The 19,822-nt window shown below is 59.1% G+C and carries 14 protein-coding genes; 7 read left to right on the top strand and 7 right to left on the bottom strand.

The genetic code is table 11. The features are described from left to right. Positions 1–27: 27 nt before the first annotated feature. Both queF and copI read right to left on the bottom strand, forming a co-directional pair. On the bottom strand, positions 28–858 hold the full coding sequence (queF, locus tag AAEZ03_RS14465) for an NADPH-dependent 7-cyano-7-deazaguanine reductase QueF (RefSeq protein ID WP_153334256.1): 831 nt from the start codon (positions 856–858) through the stop codon (positions 28–30). Positions 859–927: 69 nt separating this feature from the next. Beyond that, entirely contained in the window at positions 928–1,464 is a 537-nt protein-coding gene (copI, locus tag AAEZ03_RS14460) for a copper-resistant cuproprotein CopI (RefSeq protein WP_185059605.1), read from the bottom strand. A gap of 153 nt (positions 1,465–1,617) precedes the next feature. On the opposite strand from copI, the gene AAEZ03_RS14455 reads away from it, so the two are divergent. Then, positions 1,618–2,298 (top strand): heavy metal response regulator transcription factor, encoded by a 681-nt coding sequence (locus AAEZ03_RS14455; protein ID WP_153338125.1) that lies wholly within the window; start codon positions 1,618–1,620, stop codon positions 2,296–2,298. Beyond that, the gene (locus AAEZ03_RS14450) at positions 2,298–3,653 is read left to right on the top strand and encodes a heavy metal sensor histidine kinase (protein ID WP_350579509.1); all 1,356 of its coding nucleotides are present in this window, start codon (positions 2,298–2,300) and stop codon (positions 3,651–3,653) included. Before AAEZ03_RS14455 ends, AAEZ03_RS14450 begins: the two co-directional genes overlap by 1 nt. Before the next feature lie 88 nt (positions 3,654–3,741). Here AAEZ03_RS14450 and AAEZ03_RS14445 read toward each other — a convergent pair whose 3' ends face one another. From AAEZ03_RS14445 to AAEZ03_RS14435, 3 genes are all read right to left on the bottom strand, one after another. Further along, positions 3,742–4,986, bottom strand: a complete 1,245-nt coding sequence (locus tag AAEZ03_RS14445) for a lipoprotein-releasing ABC transporter permease subunit (protein ID WP_350579507.1) — start codon at positions 4,984–4,986, stop codon at positions 3,742–3,744. 61 nt (positions 4,987–5,047) lie between these two features. Beyond that, positions 5,048–5,731, bottom strand: coding sequence for a lipoprotein-releasing ABC transporter ATP-binding protein LolD (gene lolD / locus AAEZ03_RS14440; RefSeq protein ID WP_173430604.1), 684 nt, complete (start codon positions 5,729–5,731; stop codon positions 5,048–5,050). Positions 5,732–5,738: 7 nt separating this feature from the next. Continuing rightward, positions 5,739–6,986 carry a lipoprotein-releasing ABC transporter permease subunit gene (locus AAEZ03_RS14435; RefSeq protein WP_350579506.1) on the bottom strand — a complete coding sequence of 416 codons (1,248 nt, stop codon included), beginning with the start codon at positions 6,984–6,986 and terminating at the stop codon, positions 5,739–5,741. A gap of 94 nt (positions 6,987–7,080) precedes the next feature. Here AAEZ03_RS14435 and AAEZ03_RS14430 point away from each other — a divergent pair, with 94 nt between their 5' ends. Continuing rightward, the gene (locus AAEZ03_RS14430) at positions 7,081–7,665 is read left to right on the top strand and encodes a PilZ domain-containing protein (RefSeq protein WP_262125667.1); all 585 of its coding nucleotides are present in this window, start codon (positions 7,081–7,083) and stop codon (positions 7,663–7,665) included. Positions 7,666–7,717: 52 nt separating this feature from the next. Continuing rightward, positions 7,718–8,440 (top strand): glycerophosphodiester phosphodiesterase, encoded by a 723-nt coding sequence (locus AAEZ03_RS14425; protein WP_048368699.1) that lies wholly within the window; start codon positions 7,718–7,720, stop codon positions 8,438–8,440. A gap of 42 nt (positions 8,441–8,482) precedes the next feature. Here the strand turns inward: AAEZ03_RS14425 and sthA are convergent, their stop codons facing one another. Beyond that, on the bottom strand, positions 8,483–9,877 hold the full coding sequence (gene sthA, locus AAEZ03_RS14420; RefSeq protein WP_048368700.1) for a Si-specific NAD(P)(+) transhydrogenase: 1,395 nt from the start codon (positions 9,875–9,877) through the stop codon (positions 8,483–8,485). A 523-nt stretch (positions 9,878–10,400) separates the two neighbouring features. Here sthA and AAEZ03_RS14415 point away from each other — a divergent pair. After that, positions 10,401–11,684, top strand: coding sequence for an MFS transporter (locus AAEZ03_RS14415; protein ID WP_350579502.1), 1,284 nt, complete (start codon positions 10,401–10,403; stop codon positions 11,682–11,684). Positions 11,685–11,835: 151 nt separating this feature from the next. On the opposite strand, the gene AAEZ03_RS14410 is transcribed toward AAEZ03_RS14415, so the two are convergent. Further along, on the bottom strand, positions 11,836–13,299 hold the full coding sequence (locus AAEZ03_RS14410; RefSeq protein ID WP_350579500.1) for a glyceraldehyde-3-phosphate dehydrogenase: 1,464 nt from the start codon (positions 13,297–13,299) through the stop codon (positions 11,836–11,838). Between the two features lie 287 nt (positions 13,300–13,586). Here AAEZ03_RS14410 and mfd point away from each other — a divergent pair, with 287 nt between their 5' ends. Together mfd and AAEZ03_RS14400 are read left to right on the top strand one after the other, a co-directional pair. Further along, positions 13,587–17,036: a transcription-repair coupling factor gene (mfd, locus tag AAEZ03_RS14405; RefSeq protein WP_273218957.1), complete on the top strand. Its 3,450-nt coding sequence runs from the start codon at positions 13,587–13,589 to the stop codon at positions 17,034–17,036. 24 nt (positions 17,037–17,060) lie between these two features. Further along, positions 17,061–19,763 carry an SNF2-related protein gene (locus AAEZ03_RS14400; protein WP_350579497.1) on the top strand — a complete coding sequence of 901 codons (2,703 nt, stop codon included), beginning with the start codon at positions 17,061–17,063 and terminating at the stop codon, positions 19,761–19,763. Positions 19,764–19,822: the final 59 nt, after the last annotated feature.

The following is a 19,822-nucleotide window of genomic DNA, read 5'->3' as shown; positions in this document are numbered from 1 at the left end:
GCTCGCTCCTACACGATCAAATGGTTTTTACTGGCGCACCAACCGCAGGTTGTTGAATTCAACCGTTTCGGTACTGCGGTACGGATTGATATCCAGCCCGCCACGGCGCACGTAGCGCGCATACACGGTCAATTTCTCGGGTTTGAGCAAACGCTGCACATCGAGAAAAATCCGCTCGACACACTGCTCATGGAAGTCTGAGTGCTGGCGAAAGCTCACCAGATACGCCAGCAAACTGGCGTGATCCAGCGCTGCACCACGGTACTCCACGACCACCGTGCCCCAGTCAGGCTGACTGGTGACCGGGCAGTTGGACTTGAGCAAGTGGCTGTACACGCTCTCCTCCACAACCTGCGATGGGTCGCACTTGAGCAACTCAGGACGCGGGTGCGCGTAATCGCTGACCGTAATGTCCAGATCATCAATGCATACACCCGGCAAAACGCCTACGCCATCTGCTTGAACGTCATTCAAGCTGCGCACGCGCACGCTCACAGGCTTACCAGAAGCGGCTGACAAATCAGCCTGCAAGGTTGCTTCCAGGGTTTGCGTGTCAGCAAACACGGTCTGGTTCAGCGAGTTCAGGTACAGCTTGAAGGATTTGGACTCAACGATGTTCGGCGAATCAGCGGCAAACGCGAATTCACCAATGGCCACCACGGGCTTGCCCGAGGGCAACAGCCACGACAGTTCGAAGCAGTTCCAGAAGTCCACCCCCACATAAGGCAGCGTGTCGGCGCTCAGCCCAAGCTCCGCCCATTTCGCCGCACGCGGGATCGGGAACAGCAAGGACGGGGTGTAGGTACTGATGTATTCACTGGACTTGCCCAGCGGCGAATGTTCGGCTGCGGGATGCATGACAAAAACCTGGCTAGAAAAACCCGGCAATTCTACAGGCTTTCAGCCCCCGCAGACGATCAGACCGATTTAAGGTGCAACTTTCAGCTGCCCCACCATGCCCGCCTGGTAATGCCCCGGCACATTGCAGGCAAATTCCAGGTTGTCGGTTTTGCTAAAGGTCCAGGTCAGTTCAGCCGTTTTACCCGGCTCCACCAGCACGCTGTTAGGGTCATCATGCTTCATGCCCGGCATGTTCATCCCGCCATGCCCCATCGCCGAGTGATCCATACCTGCGTGATTGATGCCGGTGGGCGTCAACATGCCGCTCTGCTGCATGTCGAGCATCTCTTTTTGATGCGCCGCGTGCATGGCCGCGTGCCCCAGGTTGAATTCGTGCAGCAACTGGCCTTTGTTGACCAGCACAAAACGTACGGTCTCGCCGGCTTTTACATCCAGCGTCTTGGGATTGAAGGCAATGTCGGTCATGTCGACTTCCACCGTGCGCGTGGCACTGGCGGCAGGCGCCGGATGACCAAAGTCAAAGTGTTCCCCCGGCGAGGCCATGACCGGCAAACTCAGCGCCAGCAAACAACCCGCAAGAGACAAACGCTTGTGTACCGCCATACTTACCTCCAGAAACATGCAGTCAGACTTTGTACCACCTTAAAGCGGCGCGACTGGCATTCAACTGACCGCCAGATTACAACTTTGTAAGCTTGACCCTACGAACAAATCCGCCCTGTATAAGGCTGAGGTGAATTTTGTGATGAGTTGCCCATGAAACTGCTGATTGTCGAAGACCAGGCCAAAACCGGCCAATACCTGCGCCAAGGCTTGAGCGAGGCAGGCTTTACCACCGAACTGGCCACCGACGGCATCACTGGCCAGCATTTGGCCCTGACGGGTGATTACTCGCTGCTGATTCTCGATGTAATGCTGCCCGGTCGCGACGGCTGGCAGATCTTGCAAGCGGTGCGCAGCGCCGGACTGGATATTCCCGTGCTGTTCTTGACCGCCCGCGATGCCGTTGAAGACCGCGTGCATGGCCTTGAGCTGGGGGCCGATGATTATCTGGTCAAACCGTTCGCTTTTTCCGAGCTGCTGGCCCGAGTGCGCAGCCTGTTGCGGCGCGGCAGCAGCACCACCCAAGAAACCAGCCTGCAATTGGCCGACTTGCGCCTGGACCTGATTCGCCGCCGCGTCGAACGCGCCGGTCAGCGCATCGACCTCACCGCCAAAGAGTTTTCATTGCTGGAGTTACTGTTGCGCCGCCAGGGCGAAGTGCTGCCCAAATCGTTGATCGCCTCGCAAGTGTGGGACATGAACTTCGACAGCGACACCAACGTGATCGAAGTGGCAATTCGCCGCCTGCGCCTGAAAATCGACGACAACCATGAACACAAGTTGATCCACACCATGCGCGGCATGGGTTACGTGCTTGAAGAGCGCGCGCCCTGATGCGGCGTCTGTCACTGAGCACTCGCCTGGCCCTGCTATTTGCCGGCTGCACGGCGGTCGTCTCGTTATTTGCCGGGGTGCTGTTTGGCCGCGCCAGCGAGATGCACTTCGTCGAGCTTGATCAACAACTGATGGAAAGCCGCCTCGCGGTCTTGCGCAACACCCTACAAGGCGTGGACTCCCTCGACACGTTCAAGCAACGCTTGCCGGTACTGCTGCAAGACCTCAGCCATCAGCCCGACCTGGCGGTACGAGTGCGCGGCCCGGACGACCACCTGTGGTTTGACAGCTCGACGCGCTTGCCGCTGGAGTTGCCTACCCAACCAGGGTTGGGCAGCCTGCAGATCAATGGCACCGATTACCGGGTCCTCAACCCTCGCACTGACAACCCTGATGCGCCGCAACTGACGTTATTGCTCGACATCACCCATCACCAGCACTTTCTGCAACGCATGCAGCACTTGATCTGGATGACGGTCGGGCTTTCGGCGCTGGCCACCGCTCTGCTCGGCGCCTGGGCGGCCCGTAGCGGCTTGCGCCCGCTGCGCCGTATGAGCGCGATTGCTGGCAGCGTGTCCGCCGATTCGTTGAATGCACGCCTGCCTCACGCACAGATGCCGCCCGAACTGGCGGAGCTGGCCATCGCCTTCAACGCCATGCTGGAGCGCCTCGACGACTCCTTTCAGCGCCTGTCGGCGTTCTCCGCCGATATTGCCCATGAACTGCGCACGCCGCTGTCCAACGTGCTGACCCACACCCAAGTCACCCTGACCCGGCCGCGAGACATCGAAGCCTACAAAGAAGCGCTGCACAGCACCCTTGAAGAGCTGCAATGGATGGCCCAACTGGTCAACGACATGCTGTACCTGGCCAAGGCCGACCATGGCTTGCTGACCCCGCGCCGCGAGCCCCTGGAGCTGGTCAATGAGGTGGATTCGCTGCTGGAATTTTATGCGCTGCTGGCTGAGGACTCACAGATCGAACTGACCCGCGAAGGTCGCGCCCAGATCGCCGGAGACCGCAGCATGTTGCGGCGCGCTCTTTCCAACCTGCTGGATAACGCCTTGCGTTATACACCGGCTGGCGGGGCGATCAAGGTGGTGATCAGCGAAGCGGCGACCGCTGTGCGCATCAGCCTGTCCAACACCGGCCCCGGAATCAGTGCCGATTTGTTGCCGCGCTTGTTCGACCGTTTTTACCGGGCTGACCCGGCGCGCAGCGAAGGCAGTAGCGAACATGCAGGCTTGGGGTTGGCCATCACCCAATCGATCATTCGCGCCCATGGCGGGCAGATCAGGTGTGAATCGCAGGAAGGCTGGACACAGTTTGTGATTGAGTTGCCCTGTCATGCCTGACATCCCTCTGTAGAAGCGAGCTTGCTCGCGATCTTTTAAAGATCAAAAGATCGCGAGCAAGCTCGCTCCTACAGAGGGCCAGGGTAGATCAGGAATACCGCAACGCGTGTGCAGGCTCGATCTTGGCCGCGCGGTAGGCCGGGTACAACGTCGCCAAAAAGCTCAACAAAAAACCCGCGCCGCAGATCAACGCGACGTCGCCACCTTGCAGCTCTGACGGCAGGTTGCTGACGAAGTACACGTCCGAGCTGAAAATATGCTGTCCGGAAATCCGCTCGATCCAGCCCACCAATTCGCTGACGTTCAAGGCAGCAATCACGCCCAGTACACCGCCGATCAAGGTGCCGACGATGCCGATCACGGTACCCTGCACCATGAAAATCGCCATGATCTGACGTGGTGTCGCGCCGATGGTGCGCAAGATCGCGATGTCCGCGCCCTTGTCGTTCACCACCATGATCAAGGTGGCGATGATGTTGAACGCCGCCACGGCGACAATCATCAGCAGCAACAGACCGATCATGGTTTTTTCCATTTTCATGGCGCTAAACAGGCTGCCCTGGGTGTGGGTCCAGTCATCGGCCTTGTAGTCCGCGCCCAGCCCGGCAGCAATTTGCTGCGACACTTTTGGCGCTGCGTACAAGTCTTTGACCGCGAGGCGTACGCTCTGCACCTGGTTTGGCTGCCAATGCTGAATGGTCGCAGCATCGGCCATGTTCACCAGGCCCATCGAACCATCCAGCTCAGCGCCGACCTTGAAGATGCCGACCACGTTCAGACGCTGCAAGCGTGGAGTAATCCCGCCGGGCGCGGTACTGGCTTCGGGCACGATCAAGGTGATTTTGTCACCGACGCTCAGGCGAAAACGCCGCGCCGTGATATCACCCAGCACAACGCCGAACTCGCCCGGCTTAAGGTCTTCAAGTTTGCCCTGCACGATGTGCTTGGCGACGATGGACACCTGCCCTTCCAGTGCCGGATCCACACCGCTGATCTGGATCGGTTGCATCGAGCCTTTAAACGACAACATGCCGTCCATCTCGGTAAACGGCACAGCCGCCGTCACTTCCGGGTTTTTCATCGCCGCTTCGGCCACCGGGCGCCAGTCATCAATCGGCTTGACGCCAACGATGGTTGCGTGCGGCACCATGCCGAGGATGCGGTTACTCATTTCACGCTGAAAACCGTTCATCACCGACAACACCACGATCATCGCCAGCACGCCCAGGGCGAGGCCGATCATCGAGGTCATGGAGATAAACGAAACAAAACGATTGCGGCGCTTGGCGCGGGTATAGCGCGTGCCGATAAAAATCGATAACGGTCTGAACATTCGCGGGCACCGTATAAAAATAAAAGGCCCGACGCCGTGATTCAGCGTCGGGCTTGGCCGATCAAATCGCGGTCAGGCGACCTTCTTGAAGGTGCAACACCCGATCCATCTGCCGGGCCAGGTTCATGTCGTGGGTCACCACCAGGAACGCGGTGCGCATTGAGGTGCTGAGTTCCAGCATCAAATCCTGAATGCCTTGGGCGGTGTGCGAGTCGAGGTTACCGGTGGGCTCATCGAGCATCACCAGCCCCGGCTTGTTCACCAGTGCACGGGCAATTGCCACACGCTGGCGCTCACCACCCGACAGCTCGGCGGGCTTGTGCTCAAGGCGATGGCCCAGGCCGACACGGGTCAGCAACGCGGTGGCACGCTCGCGCGCCTCCGGGATCGGGGTTTTGCCGATCAACAGCGGCATGCACACGTTCTCAAGTGCGGTGAACTCCGGCAGCAAGTGGTGGAACTGGTACACAAAGCCCAGCGAGCGGTTACGCAGCAGGCCACGGGCCTTTTCACCCAGCGCCGACAACTCTTCGCCGGCCAGCCACACGCTGCCGGTGGTCGGGGTATCGAGGCCGCCGAGCAGGTTCAGCAAGGTACTTTTACCCGAACCCGAGGTACCGACAATCGCCACGCGCTCACCCGGATGCAACTCTAACTGCAAGCCCGACAACACCACCACCGACTCCGGGCCTTCCTCATAGGCCTTGCCCAGGTCGCGGCAACTCAACACTGCTTGTTCTTTCATGCCCAACTCACTCATAACGAAGCGCCTGCGCAGGCTGGGTGCGCGCAGCACGCCAGGCCGGGTACAAGGTCGCGAGGAAACTCAGAACCAACGCTGCACCGCACACCATCAACACATCCTGCACCTGCAATTGCGACGGCAGGTAGTCGATGAAGTACACGTCAGCATTGAGAAACTTGTGACCGATCAGGCCTTCGAGGGCCGAGATCGCAGCGCTCACATTCAGCGCGGCAAGGATGCCCACCACCGCGCCGATGGCCGTGCCAACCACGCCAATCACCGTGCCCTGCACCATAAAGATGGCCATGATGGTGCCCGGTGTCGCGCCCAAGGTACGCAGAATGGCGATATCGCCTTTCTTGTCATTGACCACCATCACCAGCGTGGAAATGATGTTGAACGCCGCCACGGCCACGATCAGCAACAGCAGCAGGCCGATCATGGCTTTTTCCATGCGGATGGCCTGGTACAGGTTGCCGTGGGTACGGGTCCAGTCACGGGCGTAATAGCTGTCACCCAAGTGCTGGGCGATTTCCCACGCGCCGCGCGGGGCCTCGAACAAATCACCGAACTTGAGGCGCAAGCCCTGTACCTGATCAGGCTTCCAGCGCTGCATGCGCGCCAGGTCCTGCAAATTGGTCAGACCGAGGTAGCCGTCGATCTCGCCCGCACCAACATGGAAAATGCCCTGCACGGTGAAGCGTTTCATGCGCGGGAACATGCCGGCTGGGGTCACGGACACTTCCGGGGCCACGAATGTCAGCTTGTCGCCTACACCCACGCCCAGCGCCTTGGCAGCCTTGTCACCAATAATGATGCCGAAGCTGCCGGGCGTCAGGGAGTCGAGCTGCCCCTCCAGCATGAAGTGATCGATGATCGAGACTTTGCGCTCCTGCACCGGGTCGATGGCATTGAGCAGGACTTTCTGCACATTGCCATCATGGGTCAGCAACCCCTGCATCTGGGTGAACGGCGCAACCGCCTCCACTTTCGGGTTCTGCTGGACCTTGGCGGCCAGGCTTTGCCAGTCTGTGATCGGTTGATCGCCGACGATGGTCGCGTGGGGCACCATGCCCAGCACGCGGGTGCGCATCTCATGATCGAAGCCGTTCATCACCGAGAGCACGACAATCATCACGACCACGCCAAGAGCGAGCCCGATCATTGAAGTCAGGGAAATGAACGACACAAAATGATTGCGACGCTTTGCACGGGTATAACGCGTGCCAATAAATACGAAGAGAGGTCTGAACATGTCGGGGCTTGTTCTGGGGAAAAGAAGGCGTCCTTGTGGCGGGGCCTGATAAGCAGCTTTACACTCTGACCACAGCCGCCATCATGGGTTCGCCATGTCGACATTAGATGAAGCAAATCGCCGCGAATACTACCGTATCGAGGATGTGATCGCACTGGAAATCACCCCACTGTCGGCCGCCGAGGTCGACAGCGGTAAAGTGTTGCAGGATGCATCCCCGCTCTTCAATTTGCTCAGTGAATTGCACCTCAGCGAATTCGAGTCCCAACACCTGTTGCGCCAGATCAGCGAGCGCGACCGCACGCTGTCCAGTTACCTTAAAACCCTGAACAAACGCGTCGACCTGCTCAGCCAGATCGTCGCGCAAACCGTGCTGGGTAAAGTCGGCGAACTGCAGCCAGTCACCCTGTCCGAAGGCGGTATCGACTTTCACCACCCGCAAGCGTACCCGGTTGATAGCCATGTATCGGTCAAGCTGGTGCTGATGCCGCAAGCCTTGGGGTTGTTGCTGCGCGCCCGGGTCATTGAATGCCGGGCCGACGCCGGGCGTTATTGGATAGCGACAGAATTTGAAGCACTGAGCGAAACCCAGCGCCAATTGCTGGCACGCCATATCTTGCAAAAACAGGCTCAGGCACGGCGCCTGGCGCGCGACTTAGACGATCCAACGACCGAGTAAGCCTTCAACGGCCTCTCTGTAGACGCAGTGAATGCTGCATAAAGGAGCAATTGTGACCCTGATTTATGGCCATCGCGGCGCCAAAGGCGAAGCACCGGAAAACACCCTTGCCAGCTTTGAGCAATGCCTCAAGCACGGCGTCCGTCGTTGCGAACTGGATTTGCACTTGTCCAAAGATGGCGAGTTGATGGTGATCCACGACCCGACCCTCAAACGCACCACCGACCGACGCGGCAAGGTGATTGAACAAACCGCTGCCGACCTGGTGACCTATGACGCACGTAAAGGCGGCCCGGGCTGGGTGCATCCGTGCCCGATCCCGCGTCTGGAAGAACTGTTTGAAAAGTGCAACTTTGAGCACTGGCAACTGGAAGTCAAAAGCGCCTCACGCACCCGCGCTGCCACCACCGTGCTGGCGATCCGCGAAATGGCTGAACGCCATGGCCTGATGGACAAAGTCACCGTCACCTCCAGCTCGCGGGAAGTGCTCAAGGCCGCGCTGGAACTGACCCCGGACCTGTCACGCGGCCTGGTAGCCGAGTACGCCTGGCTCGACCCGCTGAAGGTCGCCCAGAATTACGGTTGCGAGATGTTGGCATTGAACTGGACACTCTGCACGCCTGAACGTCTGGCCAAGGCTCAGCGTCAGGGCTTGCATGTGTCGGTATGGACAGTCAACGAGCCTGCACTGATGCGCAGACTCGCTGATTTCGGCGTCGACAGCCTGATTACAGACTTTCCCGGTTTGGCCACTGCCACCCTTGGGAATGGCTGAAATCGGTCTCCCCGGCCGGCTCAGGCCACCGGCCGGAGCCACTTAAAAAAGCCGGTTGAGGCCATCGTAAGCGGCTACCCGATAGGCTTCGGCCATGGTCGGGTAGTTGAACGTGGTGTTCACGAAGTACTTCAGGGTGTTCAGTTCGCCCGGCTGGTTCATGATCGCCTGGCCGATGTGTACGATTTCTGAAGCCTGATAACCGAAGCAGTGAACGCCCAGCACTTCAAGGGTTTCGCGATGGAACAGGATTTTCAGCATGCCCTGAGGCTCGCCGGCAATCTGTGCACGCGCCATGCTCTTGAAGAACGCCTTGCCCACTTCGTACGGTACTTTGGCCTGGGTCAGTTCCTGCTCGTTCTTGCCGATCGAGCTGATCTCCGGAATGGTGTAAATACCGGTCGGTACGTCATTGACGAAGCGCCAGCTGCCATTGTCGACAATGCTGCCAGCGGCTGAACGGCCCTGGTCGTGAGCCGCACTGGCCAGGCTTGGCCAGCCGATCACATCGCCAGCGGCGTAGATGTTCGGCACGTCGGTGCGGTAGTTTTCATCCACATGCACCTGGCCACGGCCATTGGCCTTGAGGCCGACGTTTTCCAGGCCCAGTTGATCGGTGTTGCCGGTACGGCCGTTGCACCAGAGCAAGGCGTCTGCCTTGATCTTTTTGCCGGATTTAAGGTGCAGGATCACACCGTTTTCAACGCCTTCAACACGCTCGTACTCTTCATTGTGGCGAACAGTGACGTTGTTGTTGCTGAAGTGATAGCTAAGCGCCTGGGAGATTTCGGCGTCGAGGAAGCTGAGCAATTGCCCACGGTTGTCGACCAGCTCAACCAATACACCCAGACCGCTGAAGATCGATGCGTATTCGCAACCGATCACGCCAGCGCCGTAAATGATCAACTTGCGCGGGGTGTGGCCCAGGCTGAGGATGGTGTCGCTATCGTAGATACGCGAGTGGGTGAAATCGATGTCGGCCGGGCGATAAGGACGCGAGCCGGTGGCGATAATGATTTGCTTGGCGATCAGGGTTTCAACCACGCCGTTAGGGCATACCACCTGGATGGACTGTTCGTCGTTGAAGCTGCCGGTACCGAAGAACAGGTCAACGCGGTTGCGCGCGTAGTAACCGGTGCGCGAAGCCACTTGCTTGGAAATGACTTTTTCAGCGCTTTTAAGCACGTCCGGGAACGAGAACCAACGCGGCTCACCAATGGCCCGGAACATCGGGTTGGTGTTGAACTGCATGATCTGGCGAACCGAGTGACGCAAGGCTTTGGACGGGATCGTGCCCAAGTGCGTGCAGTTGCCGCCGACCTGACGCCGGCTGTCGACCATTGCTACCTTGCGCCCTGCTTTAGCGGCGTTCATTGCCGCGCCTTCTCCTGCAGGGCCAGAGCCCAGTACCACTACATCGTAGTTGTAGACAGCCATGCGTACTCCTCAGAACAGGCCGTGGCACCGCTTTGGGCACCTACGGCTAAATCATGTCGCGGCCAGCGCCATGAAGGATCAAAACGTGGGGCACAGTCTATAGAAGCCTGACCGCGGCGAACATTAACCCTTGGTCTTGTCGTAGGCTAATTTTGTCTGCACTACATCACCGTTTGCATTTCACCCTCATGTCAGCCTCGCCAAAAGCCGCGCTCACTCAAAAGCAAGAAAGCGGTAATGCACATAATGTTGCGTTCATTTTGCGCACCAAAAATCATCAAAAGACCAAAATCCGCCGGAGCATCTCGCTCACCCTGCCAGGATTAATCAAAAAAAATCGCCAGCCTTTGCGGGCCCCTAGCCCTTGAATCCGACGCGCAACAGCAACAAAAGTTGCCTGAACGGCTTGATACACATATCGTTACAAAACTGTTTTGTACAACGGCGTGCGCCTTGATCTTGCAGTGTGGACAAGCAACAAACATGGATTACGCATAAAACAGATAACAGCGGGTGATTTCTGATGGCCTCCAGTACAGGCAAAGGCAAAGCGATTTTTCGCGTTGTCAGCGGCAACTTTCTCGAAATGTTCGACTTCATGGTCTTTGGCTTTTACGCCACGGCCATTGCCAAAACCTTCTTCCCCAGTGACAGCGCTTTCGCATCCTTAATGCTTGCCCTGGCGACCTTTGGCGCCGGTTTCCTGATGCGTCCATTGGGCGCTATTTTTCTGGGCGCCTACATCGACCGCCATGGCCGTCGTAAAGGGCTGATCATTACCCTGGCCCTGATGGCCATGGGCACCGTATTGATTGCCTGCGTACCGGGTTATGCCACCCTGGGCGTTGCGGCACCGCTGCTGGTGTTGCTCGGCCGTCTGTTGCAAGGCTTCTCGGCGGGCGTGGAGTTGGGCGGCGTATCGGTGTACCTGGCGGAAATCGCCACACCGGGCCGCAAAGGCTTCTTCGTGAGCTGGCAGTCCGCGAGCCAACAGGCTGCGGTGGTTTTCGCAGGCTTGATGGGCGTTGGTTTGAACCACTGGTTGAGCCCGGAAGACATGGGCGACTGGGGCTGGCGGATTCCGTTTTTGATCGGCTGCATGATCGTGCCGGTGATCTTTGTCATCCGTAAGTCCATGGAAGAAACACCGGAGTTCGAAGCCCGCAAACATCGCCCTACCCTGCGCGAAATCATAACCTCCATCGGTCAGAACTTTGGCCTGGTACTGGGCGGTATGGCGCTGGTGGTCATGACCACTGTGTCTTTCTACCTGATCACCGCCTACACCCCGACCTTTGGCAAGACCGAGCTGCACCTGTCGGATCTTGAAGCGTTGCTGGTGACCGTCTGTATTGGCCTGTCGAACTTCATCTGGCTGCCGATCATGGGCGCACTGTCTGACAAAATCGGTCGCCGACCGCTGCTGCTGGGCGCAACCACTCTCGCCATCCTCACCGCCTACCCGGCCTTGTCCTGGCTGGTGGCCAACCCGAGCTTCAGCCACTTGCTGATCGTGGAGTTGTGGTTGTCGTTCCTGTACGGCTCGTACAACGGTGCGATGGTGGTTGCCCTGACCGAAATCATGCCCGCAGAAGTGCGCACCACAGGCTTCTCACTGGCTTACAGCCTGGCAACCGCGACCTTCGGTGGCTTTACCCCGGCCGCGTGCACCTACTTGATCCACGCCCTGGACAACAAGGCAGCGCCCGGCCTGTGGCTCACCGGTGCCGCCGTATTGGGCCTGATTGCCACCGTGGCGCTGTTTCGCGGTAACAAGCACCAGTTGCGCGTAGCGCAAGCAGTTTAAGCGGACCTGCGCCTATCTGTAGGAGCGAGCCTGCCTCGCGATCTTTTGATCGTTTAAAAGATCGCGAGGCAAGCTCGCTCCTACAGGTTTTTAAATGCCGCACACAAAAACGCCCCGAACCAGTCGGGGCGTTTTTAGTTGCAGCGAGTGCTTAGCGCGGGAACGCTGGCGGGTTAACCCCAGCCATGTCTTCCATCACACGCACTACCTGGCAGCTGTAACCGAATTCGTTGTCGTACCACACGTACAGCACAACGCGGTTGTCATTGCAGATAGTCGCTTCAGCATCCACCACACCGGCGTGACGTGAACCCACGAAGTCAGTCGATACCACTTCCTGGGAGCTCACGAAGTCGATTTGCTTGTGCAGATCGGAGTGCAGCGCCATGTGACGCAGGTAGTCGTTCATTTCTTCGCGGGTAGCCGACTTCTCAAGGTTCAGATTGAGAATGGCCATCGACACGTTTGGCGTCGGAACGCGGATCGCGTTACCGGTCAGCTTGCCAGCCAGCTCAGGCAATGCCTTGGCAGCAGCTGTCGCAGCACCGGTCTCGGTGATGACCATGTTCAGCGCAGCGCTACGGCCACGGCGATCGCCTTTGTGGAAGTTGTCGATCAGGTTCTGGTCGTTGGTGTACGAGTGAACAGTCTCAACGTGACCGTTGACGATACCGAACTTGTCGTTGACAGCCTTGAGCACCGGCACGATGGCGTTGGTGGTGCAGGATGCCGCCGAAACGATCTTGTCGTCTGCGGTGATTTCGCCGTGGTTGATGCCGTGAACGATGTTCTTCAGCTTGCCTTTACCCGGCGCAGTCAGAACAACGCGGTCGACACCCGGGCACTGCAAGTGCTGACCCAGGCCGTCGGCGTCACGCCATACACCGGTGTTGTCCACCAGCAGGGCGTTCTGAATGCCGTACTGGGTGTAGTCCACCTCAGTCGGGTTCTTCGCGTAGATCACCTGGATCAGGTTACCGTTGGCGGTGATGGTGTTGTTTTCTTCATCGACCACGATGGTGCCGTCGAACGGACCATGTACCGAGTCACGACGCAGCAGGCTGGCGCGCTTGACCAGATCGTTTTCGGCGCCTTTGCGCACAACGATTGCACGCAGACGCAGGCCGTCGCCGCCACCGGTTTTTTCGATCAGGATACGGGCCAGCAGACGGCCGATACGACCGAAGCCGTACAGCACAACGTCAGTGCCTTTACGTGCAGAAGCGTTTTGCTGACCAACCACATCGGCCAGTTCTTCGCGAACAAACTGCTCGGCCGTACGGCCATTGCCTTCAGCCTTGAACTTGACTGCCAGCTTGCCCAGGTCTACCGACGCGGCGCCGAGCTTGAGCTCGCTCATCGCTTTGAGCAGCGGGAAAGTTTCGTGCACGGACAATTCGCTGTCATCGGACTGGCGATGACGGGCAAAGCGGTGCGCTTTGAGAATCGCAATGACTGAACGGTTGATCAGGCTGCGGCCATAGATCGAACTCACCACATTGTTATTGCGGTAAAGCTGACCGATGAGCGGAATCATCGCTTCTGCGAGTGCTTCACGGTCGATCCATTCACCAAGACACTGGTCGGGCTTCTGAGTCACGGGAACCTTCCACATGTAGGGGCTGAAAAAAGGGGCTACATTATGCAGTTGTGTCCAGACATGGGCAATGCACGCCTGTCACAGACCTCAACTGAAACGTTTAAGCACCAATAAATAAAGGTAAATAATTTTCTAACAATGGGCTTTTTTGCGGCTTCAAGCCGTGCTGCAACGCCCTCTGGCCCAATGTTTTACGCCTTGAAGCGGTGAATTCAAGACTCCATTAAAGACGGCAACTGACAGCCATCCCCTTGGCCGTTACACTTAGCCTCTTTGCCGCAACGCTTGGAGCTCAACCTTCCGTGCCCGTCCTGCGTCTACCCAAACTCCCTGCTACGGCAGGTAAACAGCACTGGAGCAATCTGCCCGGTGCTGCCCTGAGCCTCGCCATTGCCGAGGCCGCCAGCGCCGCCAAGCGCTTCACCCTGCTCCTGACTGCCGACAGCCAAAGCGCTGAACGCCTTGAGCAGGAACTACGCTTTTTCGCCCCCGAACTGCCGGTGCTGCATTTCCCCGACTGGGAAACCCTGCCCTACGACTTGTTCTCGCCGCATCAGGACATCATTTCCCAGCGCATTGCCAGCCTCTACAGGCTGCCAGAGCTGGACCACGGTGTTTTGGTAGTGCCGATCACTACCGCCCTACATCGCTTGGCGCCGACCAAGTTCCTGCTGGGCAGCAGCCTGGTGCTGGACGTGGGGCAAAAGCTTGATGTCGAACAAATGCGCACGCGCCTTGAGGCCAGCGGTTATCGCTGCGTTGACACGGTGTATGAGCATGGCGAGTTCGCCGTGCGTGGTGCGTTGATCGACCTGTTCCCGATGGGCAGCAAACTGCCTTACCGGATCGACCTGTTCGACGATGAAATCGAGACCCTGCGCACCTTCGACCCGGAGACCCAGCGCTCTATCGACAAAGTGGAGTCGGTGCGCTTGCTGCCGGCCCGCGAGTTCCCACTGCAAAAAGACGCCGTGACCCGCTTCAAGGCGCGCTTTCGCGAGCGCTTCGATGTCGACTTCCGTCGCTGCCCGATCTTTCAGGACCTGACCAGCGGGATTACCCCGGCCGGGATCGAGTATTACCTGCCGCTGTTTTTCGACGAAACTTCGACGCTGTTCGACTACCTGCCGGGGGACACGCAAGTGTTCTCGCTGCCAGGTATCGAGCAAGCGGCTGAAAACTTCTGGTCGGACGTACGCAACCGCTACGAAGAACGTCGCATCGATCCGTCGCGCCCGTTGTTGCCCCCGGCCGAATTGTTCCTGCCGGTTGAAGACTGCTTTGCCCGGCTTAAAAGCTGGCCACGCGTGGTCGCCAGCCAGGACGACATCGACGCTGGCAGTGGCCGCGAACGCTTCCCGGCGCAACCGCTGCCGAACCTGGCCATTGAAGCCAAGGCCAACCAGCCGTTGGCGGCGCTGTCCGAGTTCCTGGAGCAGTTTGATGGCCGCGTGCTGTTCACCGCCGAATCGGCCGGGCGCCGCGAAGTGCTGCTCGAATTGCTCGAACGCCTGAAGCTGCGGCCGAAAAACGTCGACAACTGGCCGGACTTCGTCGCCAGCAAACATCGCCTGGCGATCACCATCGCCCCGCTGGATGAAGGCTTGCTGCTGGATGACCCGGCGCTGGCGCTGATCGCCGAAAGCCCGCTGTTCGGGCAACGCGTCATGCAACGTCGACGCCGTGAAAAACGCGCCGACGCCAACAACGACGCAGTGATCAAAAACCTTACCGAACTGCGCGAAGGCGCACCGGTGGTGCACATTGACCACGGCGTGGGCCGTTATCAGGGATTGGCGACGCTGGAGGTCGACAATCAGGTGGCCGAATTCCTTACTCTGGAATACGCCGAGGGCGCCAAGCTGTATGTGCCGGTGGCCAACCTGCACCTGATTGCCCGCTACACCGGCAGCGATGACGAACTGGCGCCATTGCACCGCCTGGGCTCCGAGACCTGGCAAAAAGCCAAACGCAAAGCCGCCGAACAAGTACGTGACGTGGCCGCCGAGTTGCTCGACATCTACGCCCGCCGCGCCGCCCGCGAAGGCCATGCGTTTGCCGACCCGAAGGCCGATTACGCCACCTTCAGTGCCGGCTTCCCGTTTGAAGAAACCCCGGACCAGCAAACCACCATCGAAGCCGTGCGCGCCGACATGTTGTCGCCCAAGCCGATGGACCGTCTGGTGTGTGGCGATGTGGGCTTCGGCAAAACCGAAGTGGCCATGCGCGCGGCCTTTATTGCCGTGCACGGCGGTCGTCAGGTGGCGATTCTGGTGCCAACCACCCTGCTCGCCCAGCAGCACTACAACAGCTTCCGCGACCGTTTTGCCGACTGGCCGGTGCGCGTTGAGGTAATGAGCCGCTTCAAGTCCGCCAAAGAGATCAACCAGGCCGTGGCCGACCTGGCCGAAGGCAAGATCGACATCGTGATCGGCACGCACAAGCTGCTGCAGGACGACGTCAAAATCAAAAACCTGGGGCTGGTGATCATCGACGAAGAACACCGCTTCGGGGTGCGTCAAAAAGAACAGCTCAAGGCCCTGCGCAGCGAAGTCGACATTCTGACCCTCACCGCAACGCCGATCCCGCGCACGCTGAACATGGCGGTGTCGGGCATGCGTGATCTGTCGATCATCGCCACGCCACCGGCGCGCCGGCTGTCGGTGCGCACCTTCGTCATGGAGCAAAACAACAGCACGGTCAAAGAGGCCCTGCTGCGTGAACTGCTCCGTGGTGGCCAGGTGTACTACCTGCACAACGACGTTAAGAGCATCGAAAAATGTGCCGCCGAACTGGCAGCCTTGGTGCCGGAAGCGCGGATCGGCATCGGCCACGGGCAGATGCGCGAAAGCGAACTCGAACAGGTGATGAGCGACTTCTACCACAAGCGCTTTAACGTGCTGATCGCGTCGACCATCATCGAAACCGGTATCGACGTGCCGAGCGCCAACACCATCATCATCGAGCGTGCGGACAAATTCGGCCTGGCGCAGTTGCACCAATTGCGCGGCCGCGTCGGGCGCAGTCACCACCAGGCCTACGCCTACCTGTTGACGCCACCGCGCCAGCAAATCACCGGCGATGCGCAAAAGCGCCTCGAAGCCATCGCCAACACCCAGGACCTGGGTGCCGGTTTTGTTCTGGCCACCAACGACCTGGAAATCCGTGGTGCGGGCGAGCTGCTCGGCGACGGCCAAAGCGGCCAGATCCAGGCGGTCGGTTTTACCCTGTACATGGAAATGCTCGAGCGCGCGGTCAAGTCGATTCGCAAGGGCGAGCAGCCCAACCTTGAGCAGCCGCTGGGTGGCGGGCCGGAAATCAACCTGCGCGTGCCCGCACTGATCCCGGAGTCGTACCTGCCGGATGTGCATGCGCGCCTGATCCTTTACAAGCGCATTGCCTCGGCCACCGACGAAGACGGCCTCAAGGACTTGCAGGTCGAGATGATCGACCGCTTTGGCCTGCTCCCGGAGCCGACGAAGAACTTGGTGCGCATTACCCTGCTCAAATTGCAGGCCGAGCAATTGGGCATCAAGAAAATAGACGCCGGGCCACAAGGCGGGCGTGTCGAGTTTGCCTCCGACACACCGGTTGATCCGCTGACCTTGATCAAACTGATCCAAAGCCAGCCCAACCGCTATAAATTCGAAGGCGCCACGCTGTTTAAATTTATGGTGCCGATGGAACGTCCGGACGAGCGCTTCAATGTCATCGAGGCCCTCCTGGAGCGCCTCACGCCGAAGTCATCGTAATGGGACCTGCGCAATGAAACGCCCATGCCCCCGAACCTGAACCCACGACTGACCAAGCCACTCGCACCGACTTGGGTCAGTCGTTTCAAAGAACAAAGCCTGGAGCGTGGCCGCCGCTACGCCCGGGAAAACCGTGTCAGAATCGCGCAGATCGGCGACAGCCTGATCACGGCCAGTTGTCAGGGTTCCGGGGACAACACCTATCGCCAGACCATTCAGTTACGCGAATCCGCCAAAGGCACTCTGCTGTTGGTGAGCGCGAACTGTACTTGCCCTGTACGCACTAACTGCAAGCACACCGCTGCCGTTTTACTGAAGATTGAAGACACCTTGAACTACCCCGCTGCTGCCCAGGACGCCGAGCTTCTGGAAAAACTCCAGGCCGTACTCGACTCGCGCCGCCCCAACAACCTCCCGGAAGTGCTGAGTGAAGACGTGCAGCCAACGCCACGGCTGTGGCTGGCCAGCGCCGAATTCAGCGCCTTCGAACCGCGTAACGGGAAAATGCAGCGCTACACCCAGCACCGCGCCGCGCTGTCATTCAATTACCTGGATCATTACGCCAGCGGGCACAAAGCCACTGACATCCTGATTCGCCAGGAACACCAAACCCTGCGCATCAAACGCCAGCCCGAGGCCGAAAACGCCTTTCGCGAGCAGTTGCGCGAACTGGGCTTCAAAATCGCTACCCGTCAGAGCAAAGCCCTGCCGGAGAGCGCCGGCGAATTGTTTGAGATGGTCAACGACAGCGCCTGGCTCAACTTCACCCTGAACCAGATGCCCGGCCTGCGCGAGCAAGGCTGGGAGCTACAGATTGACGAGGATTTCGGCTTTGACCTGTCGCCGATCGAAGATTGGTACGCCAACGTCGACGAAGCCCCCGAGCACGACTGGTTCGACTTGGAGCTGGGGATCATCGTCAACGGCCAGCGCCTGAGCTTATTGCCGATCCTGCTGAACCTGATGCGCTCGCACACCGACATCCTCAGCCCCGAAAAACTCGCCCGCCGCCGCGACGATGAACTGATTCTGGTGAATATCCCGGCCACGCCCAACAGCGGCCACGGCCCGCTGCAAGTGGCGCTGCCCTATGGCCGCCTGAAACCGGTGCTGGCGACCCTGGACGAGTTCTATCTGGGTGAGCCGGGCGCCACCGCACTGCGTATCAAAAGTGCTGACGCCCCACGACTCAATGCGCTGGACGCCATGCCATTGCGCTGGGAAGGCGGCGAACACATCCGTGGATTTGCCCAACGCCTGCGCGACATCAAAGACTTCAGCGTCGACGCTCCCAAAGGGCTCAATGCCAACCTGCGCCCGTATCAACTGGAAGGGTTGAGCTGGATGCAGTCACTGCGCCAGCTTGAAGTCGGCGGCATTCTTGCGGACGACATGGGCCTGGGTAAAACCCTGCAAACACTGGCGCATATTCTCTGCGAGAAAAATGCCGGACGCCTTGACCGCCCGGCCATGGTCGTTATGCCCACCAGCCTGATCCCCAACTGGCTGGACGAAGCCGCGCACTTCACCCCGCAACTCAAGGTGCTGGCGCTGGTGGGCGCAACACGCAAAAAACACTTCGACCACCTCAACGACTACGACCTGATCCTCACCACCTACGCGCTGCTGCCCAAAGACAGTGAGCAACTGGCCAAATTGGCGCTGCACGTATTGATCCTCGATGAAGCGCAGTACATCAAGAACCCCGGCAGCAAGGCGTCACTGGCTGCCTGCGAGCTGGTGGCCCGCCAGCGCCTGTGCCTGAGCGGCACACCGCTGGAAAACCACCTGGGCGAACTCTGGTCACTGTTTCACTTCTTGCTCCCCGGATGGTTGGGCGACATTAAAACCTTCAACCACAACTACCGGGTGCCGATTGAGCGCCAAGGCAGCGATGAGCGGTTGCAGCACCTGAATGCCCGGATAAAACCGTTTTTATTGCGCCGCACCAAAGAGCAAGTCGCCACCGAGCTGCCGCCAAAAACCGAGATCATCCATTGGGTCGACCTCAACGAAGCTCAGCGCGACGTGTACGAAACCATGCGCCTGGCGATGGATAAAAAGGTCCGCGACGAAATCACCCGCAAAGGCGTAGGCCGTAGCCAGATCATCATTCTCGAAGCGCTGCTCAAGCTGCGCCAGGTGTGCTGCGACCTGCGCCTGGTCAGCAACACCCCGCCGAAAAAAGGCAGCACCTCGGGCAAGCTGGACAGCTTGATGACTATGCTCGAAGAACTGTTTTCCGAGGGTCGGCGCATCCTGTTGTTTTCGCAGTTCACCTCGATGCTGGAACTGATCGAAGCCGAACTGAAGAAACGCAACATCCGCTACGCCCTGCTCACCGGGCAAACCCGCGACCGACGTGCGCCGGTCAAGGACTTCCAGAGCGGCAAGCTGCAGATCTTCCTGATCAGCCTCAAGGCGGGTGGTGTGGGGTTGAACCTGACCGAAGCCGACACCGTGATCCACTACGACCCATGGTGGAACCCGGCCGCCGAAAACCAGGCCACCGACCGTGCCTATCGCATTGGCCAGGAAAAACCGGTGTTTGTGTACAAGATGATTGCGCGCGGCACCGTGGAAGAGAAAATCCAGCACCTGCAGCAGGAAAAATCAGATCTGGCGGCAGGTGTACTCGATGGACGCATTGCCGGAGACTGGAAACTGCAAGACGACGACATCGACGCCCTGTTTGCGCCATTGCCGCCTAAAAACGAAAAACGCTAAAAACCCTATCTGTAGGAGCGAGCTTGCCTCGCGATCTTTTTTCCCTTTTAGAGATCGCG

The organism is Pseudomonas sp. HY2-MNA-CIBAN-0224 (genome assembly GCF_040310285.1).
GTDB classification, from domain to species: Bacteria; Pseudomonadota; Gammaproteobacteria; order Pseudomonadales; family Pseudomonadaceae; genus Aquipseudomonas; species Aquipseudomonas helleri.
The sequence above is the reverse complement of the archived record's forward strand: the minus strand, read 5'-3'. Positions and strand labels throughout refer to the sequence as shown.

What these genes read in the sequence shown, in the direction of transcription:
- queF (WP_153334256.1), bottom strand. Translation starts at nt 858, where the DNA reads ATGCATCCCGCAGCCGAACATTCGCCGCTGGGCAAGTCCAGTGAATAC.
- copI (WP_185059605.1), bottom strand. Translation starts at nt 1,464, where the DNA reads ATGGCGGTACACAAGCGTTTGTCTCTTGCGGGTTGTTTGCTGGCGCTG.
- AAEZ03_RS14455 (WP_153338125.1), top strand. Translation starts at nt 1,618, where the DNA reads ATGAAACTGCTGATTGTCGAAGACCAGGCCAAAACCGGCCAATACCTG.
- AAEZ03_RS14450 (WP_350579509.1), top strand. Translation starts at nt 2,298, where the DNA reads ATGCGGCGTCTGTCACTGAGCACTCGCCTGGCCCTGCTATTTGCCGGC.
- AAEZ03_RS14445 (WP_350579507.1), bottom strand. Translation starts at nt 4,986, where the DNA reads ATGTTCAGACCGTTATCGATTTTTATCGGCACGCGCTATACCCGCGCC.
- lolD (WP_173430604.1), bottom strand. Translation starts at nt 5,731, where the DNA reads ATGAAAGAACAAGCAGTGTTGAGTTGCCGCGACCTGGGCAAGGCCTAT.
- AAEZ03_RS14435 (WP_350579506.1), bottom strand. Translation starts at nt 6,986, where the DNA reads ATGTTCAGACCTCTCTTCGTATTTATTGGCACGCGTTATACCCGTGCA.
- AAEZ03_RS14430 (WP_262125667.1), top strand. Translation starts at nt 7,081, where the DNA reads ATGTCGACATTAGATGAAGCAAATCGCCGCGAATACTACCGTATCGAG.
- sthA (WP_048368700.1), bottom strand. Translation starts at nt 9,877, where the DNA reads ATGGCTGTCTACAACTACGATGTAGTGGTACTGGGCTCTGGCCCTGCA.
- AAEZ03_RS14415 (WP_350579502.1), top strand. Translation starts at nt 10,401, where the DNA reads ATGGCCTCCAGTACAGGCAAAGGCAAAGCGATTTTTCGCGTTGTCAGC.
- AAEZ03_RS14410 (WP_350579500.1), bottom strand. Translation starts at nt 13,299, where the DNA reads ATGTGGAAGGTTCCCGTGACTCAGAAGCCCGACCAGTGTCTTGGTGAA.
- AAEZ03_RS14400 (WP_350579497.1), top strand. Translation starts at nt 17,061, where the DNA reads ATGCCCCCGAACCTGAACCCACGACTGACCAAGCCACTCGCACCGACT.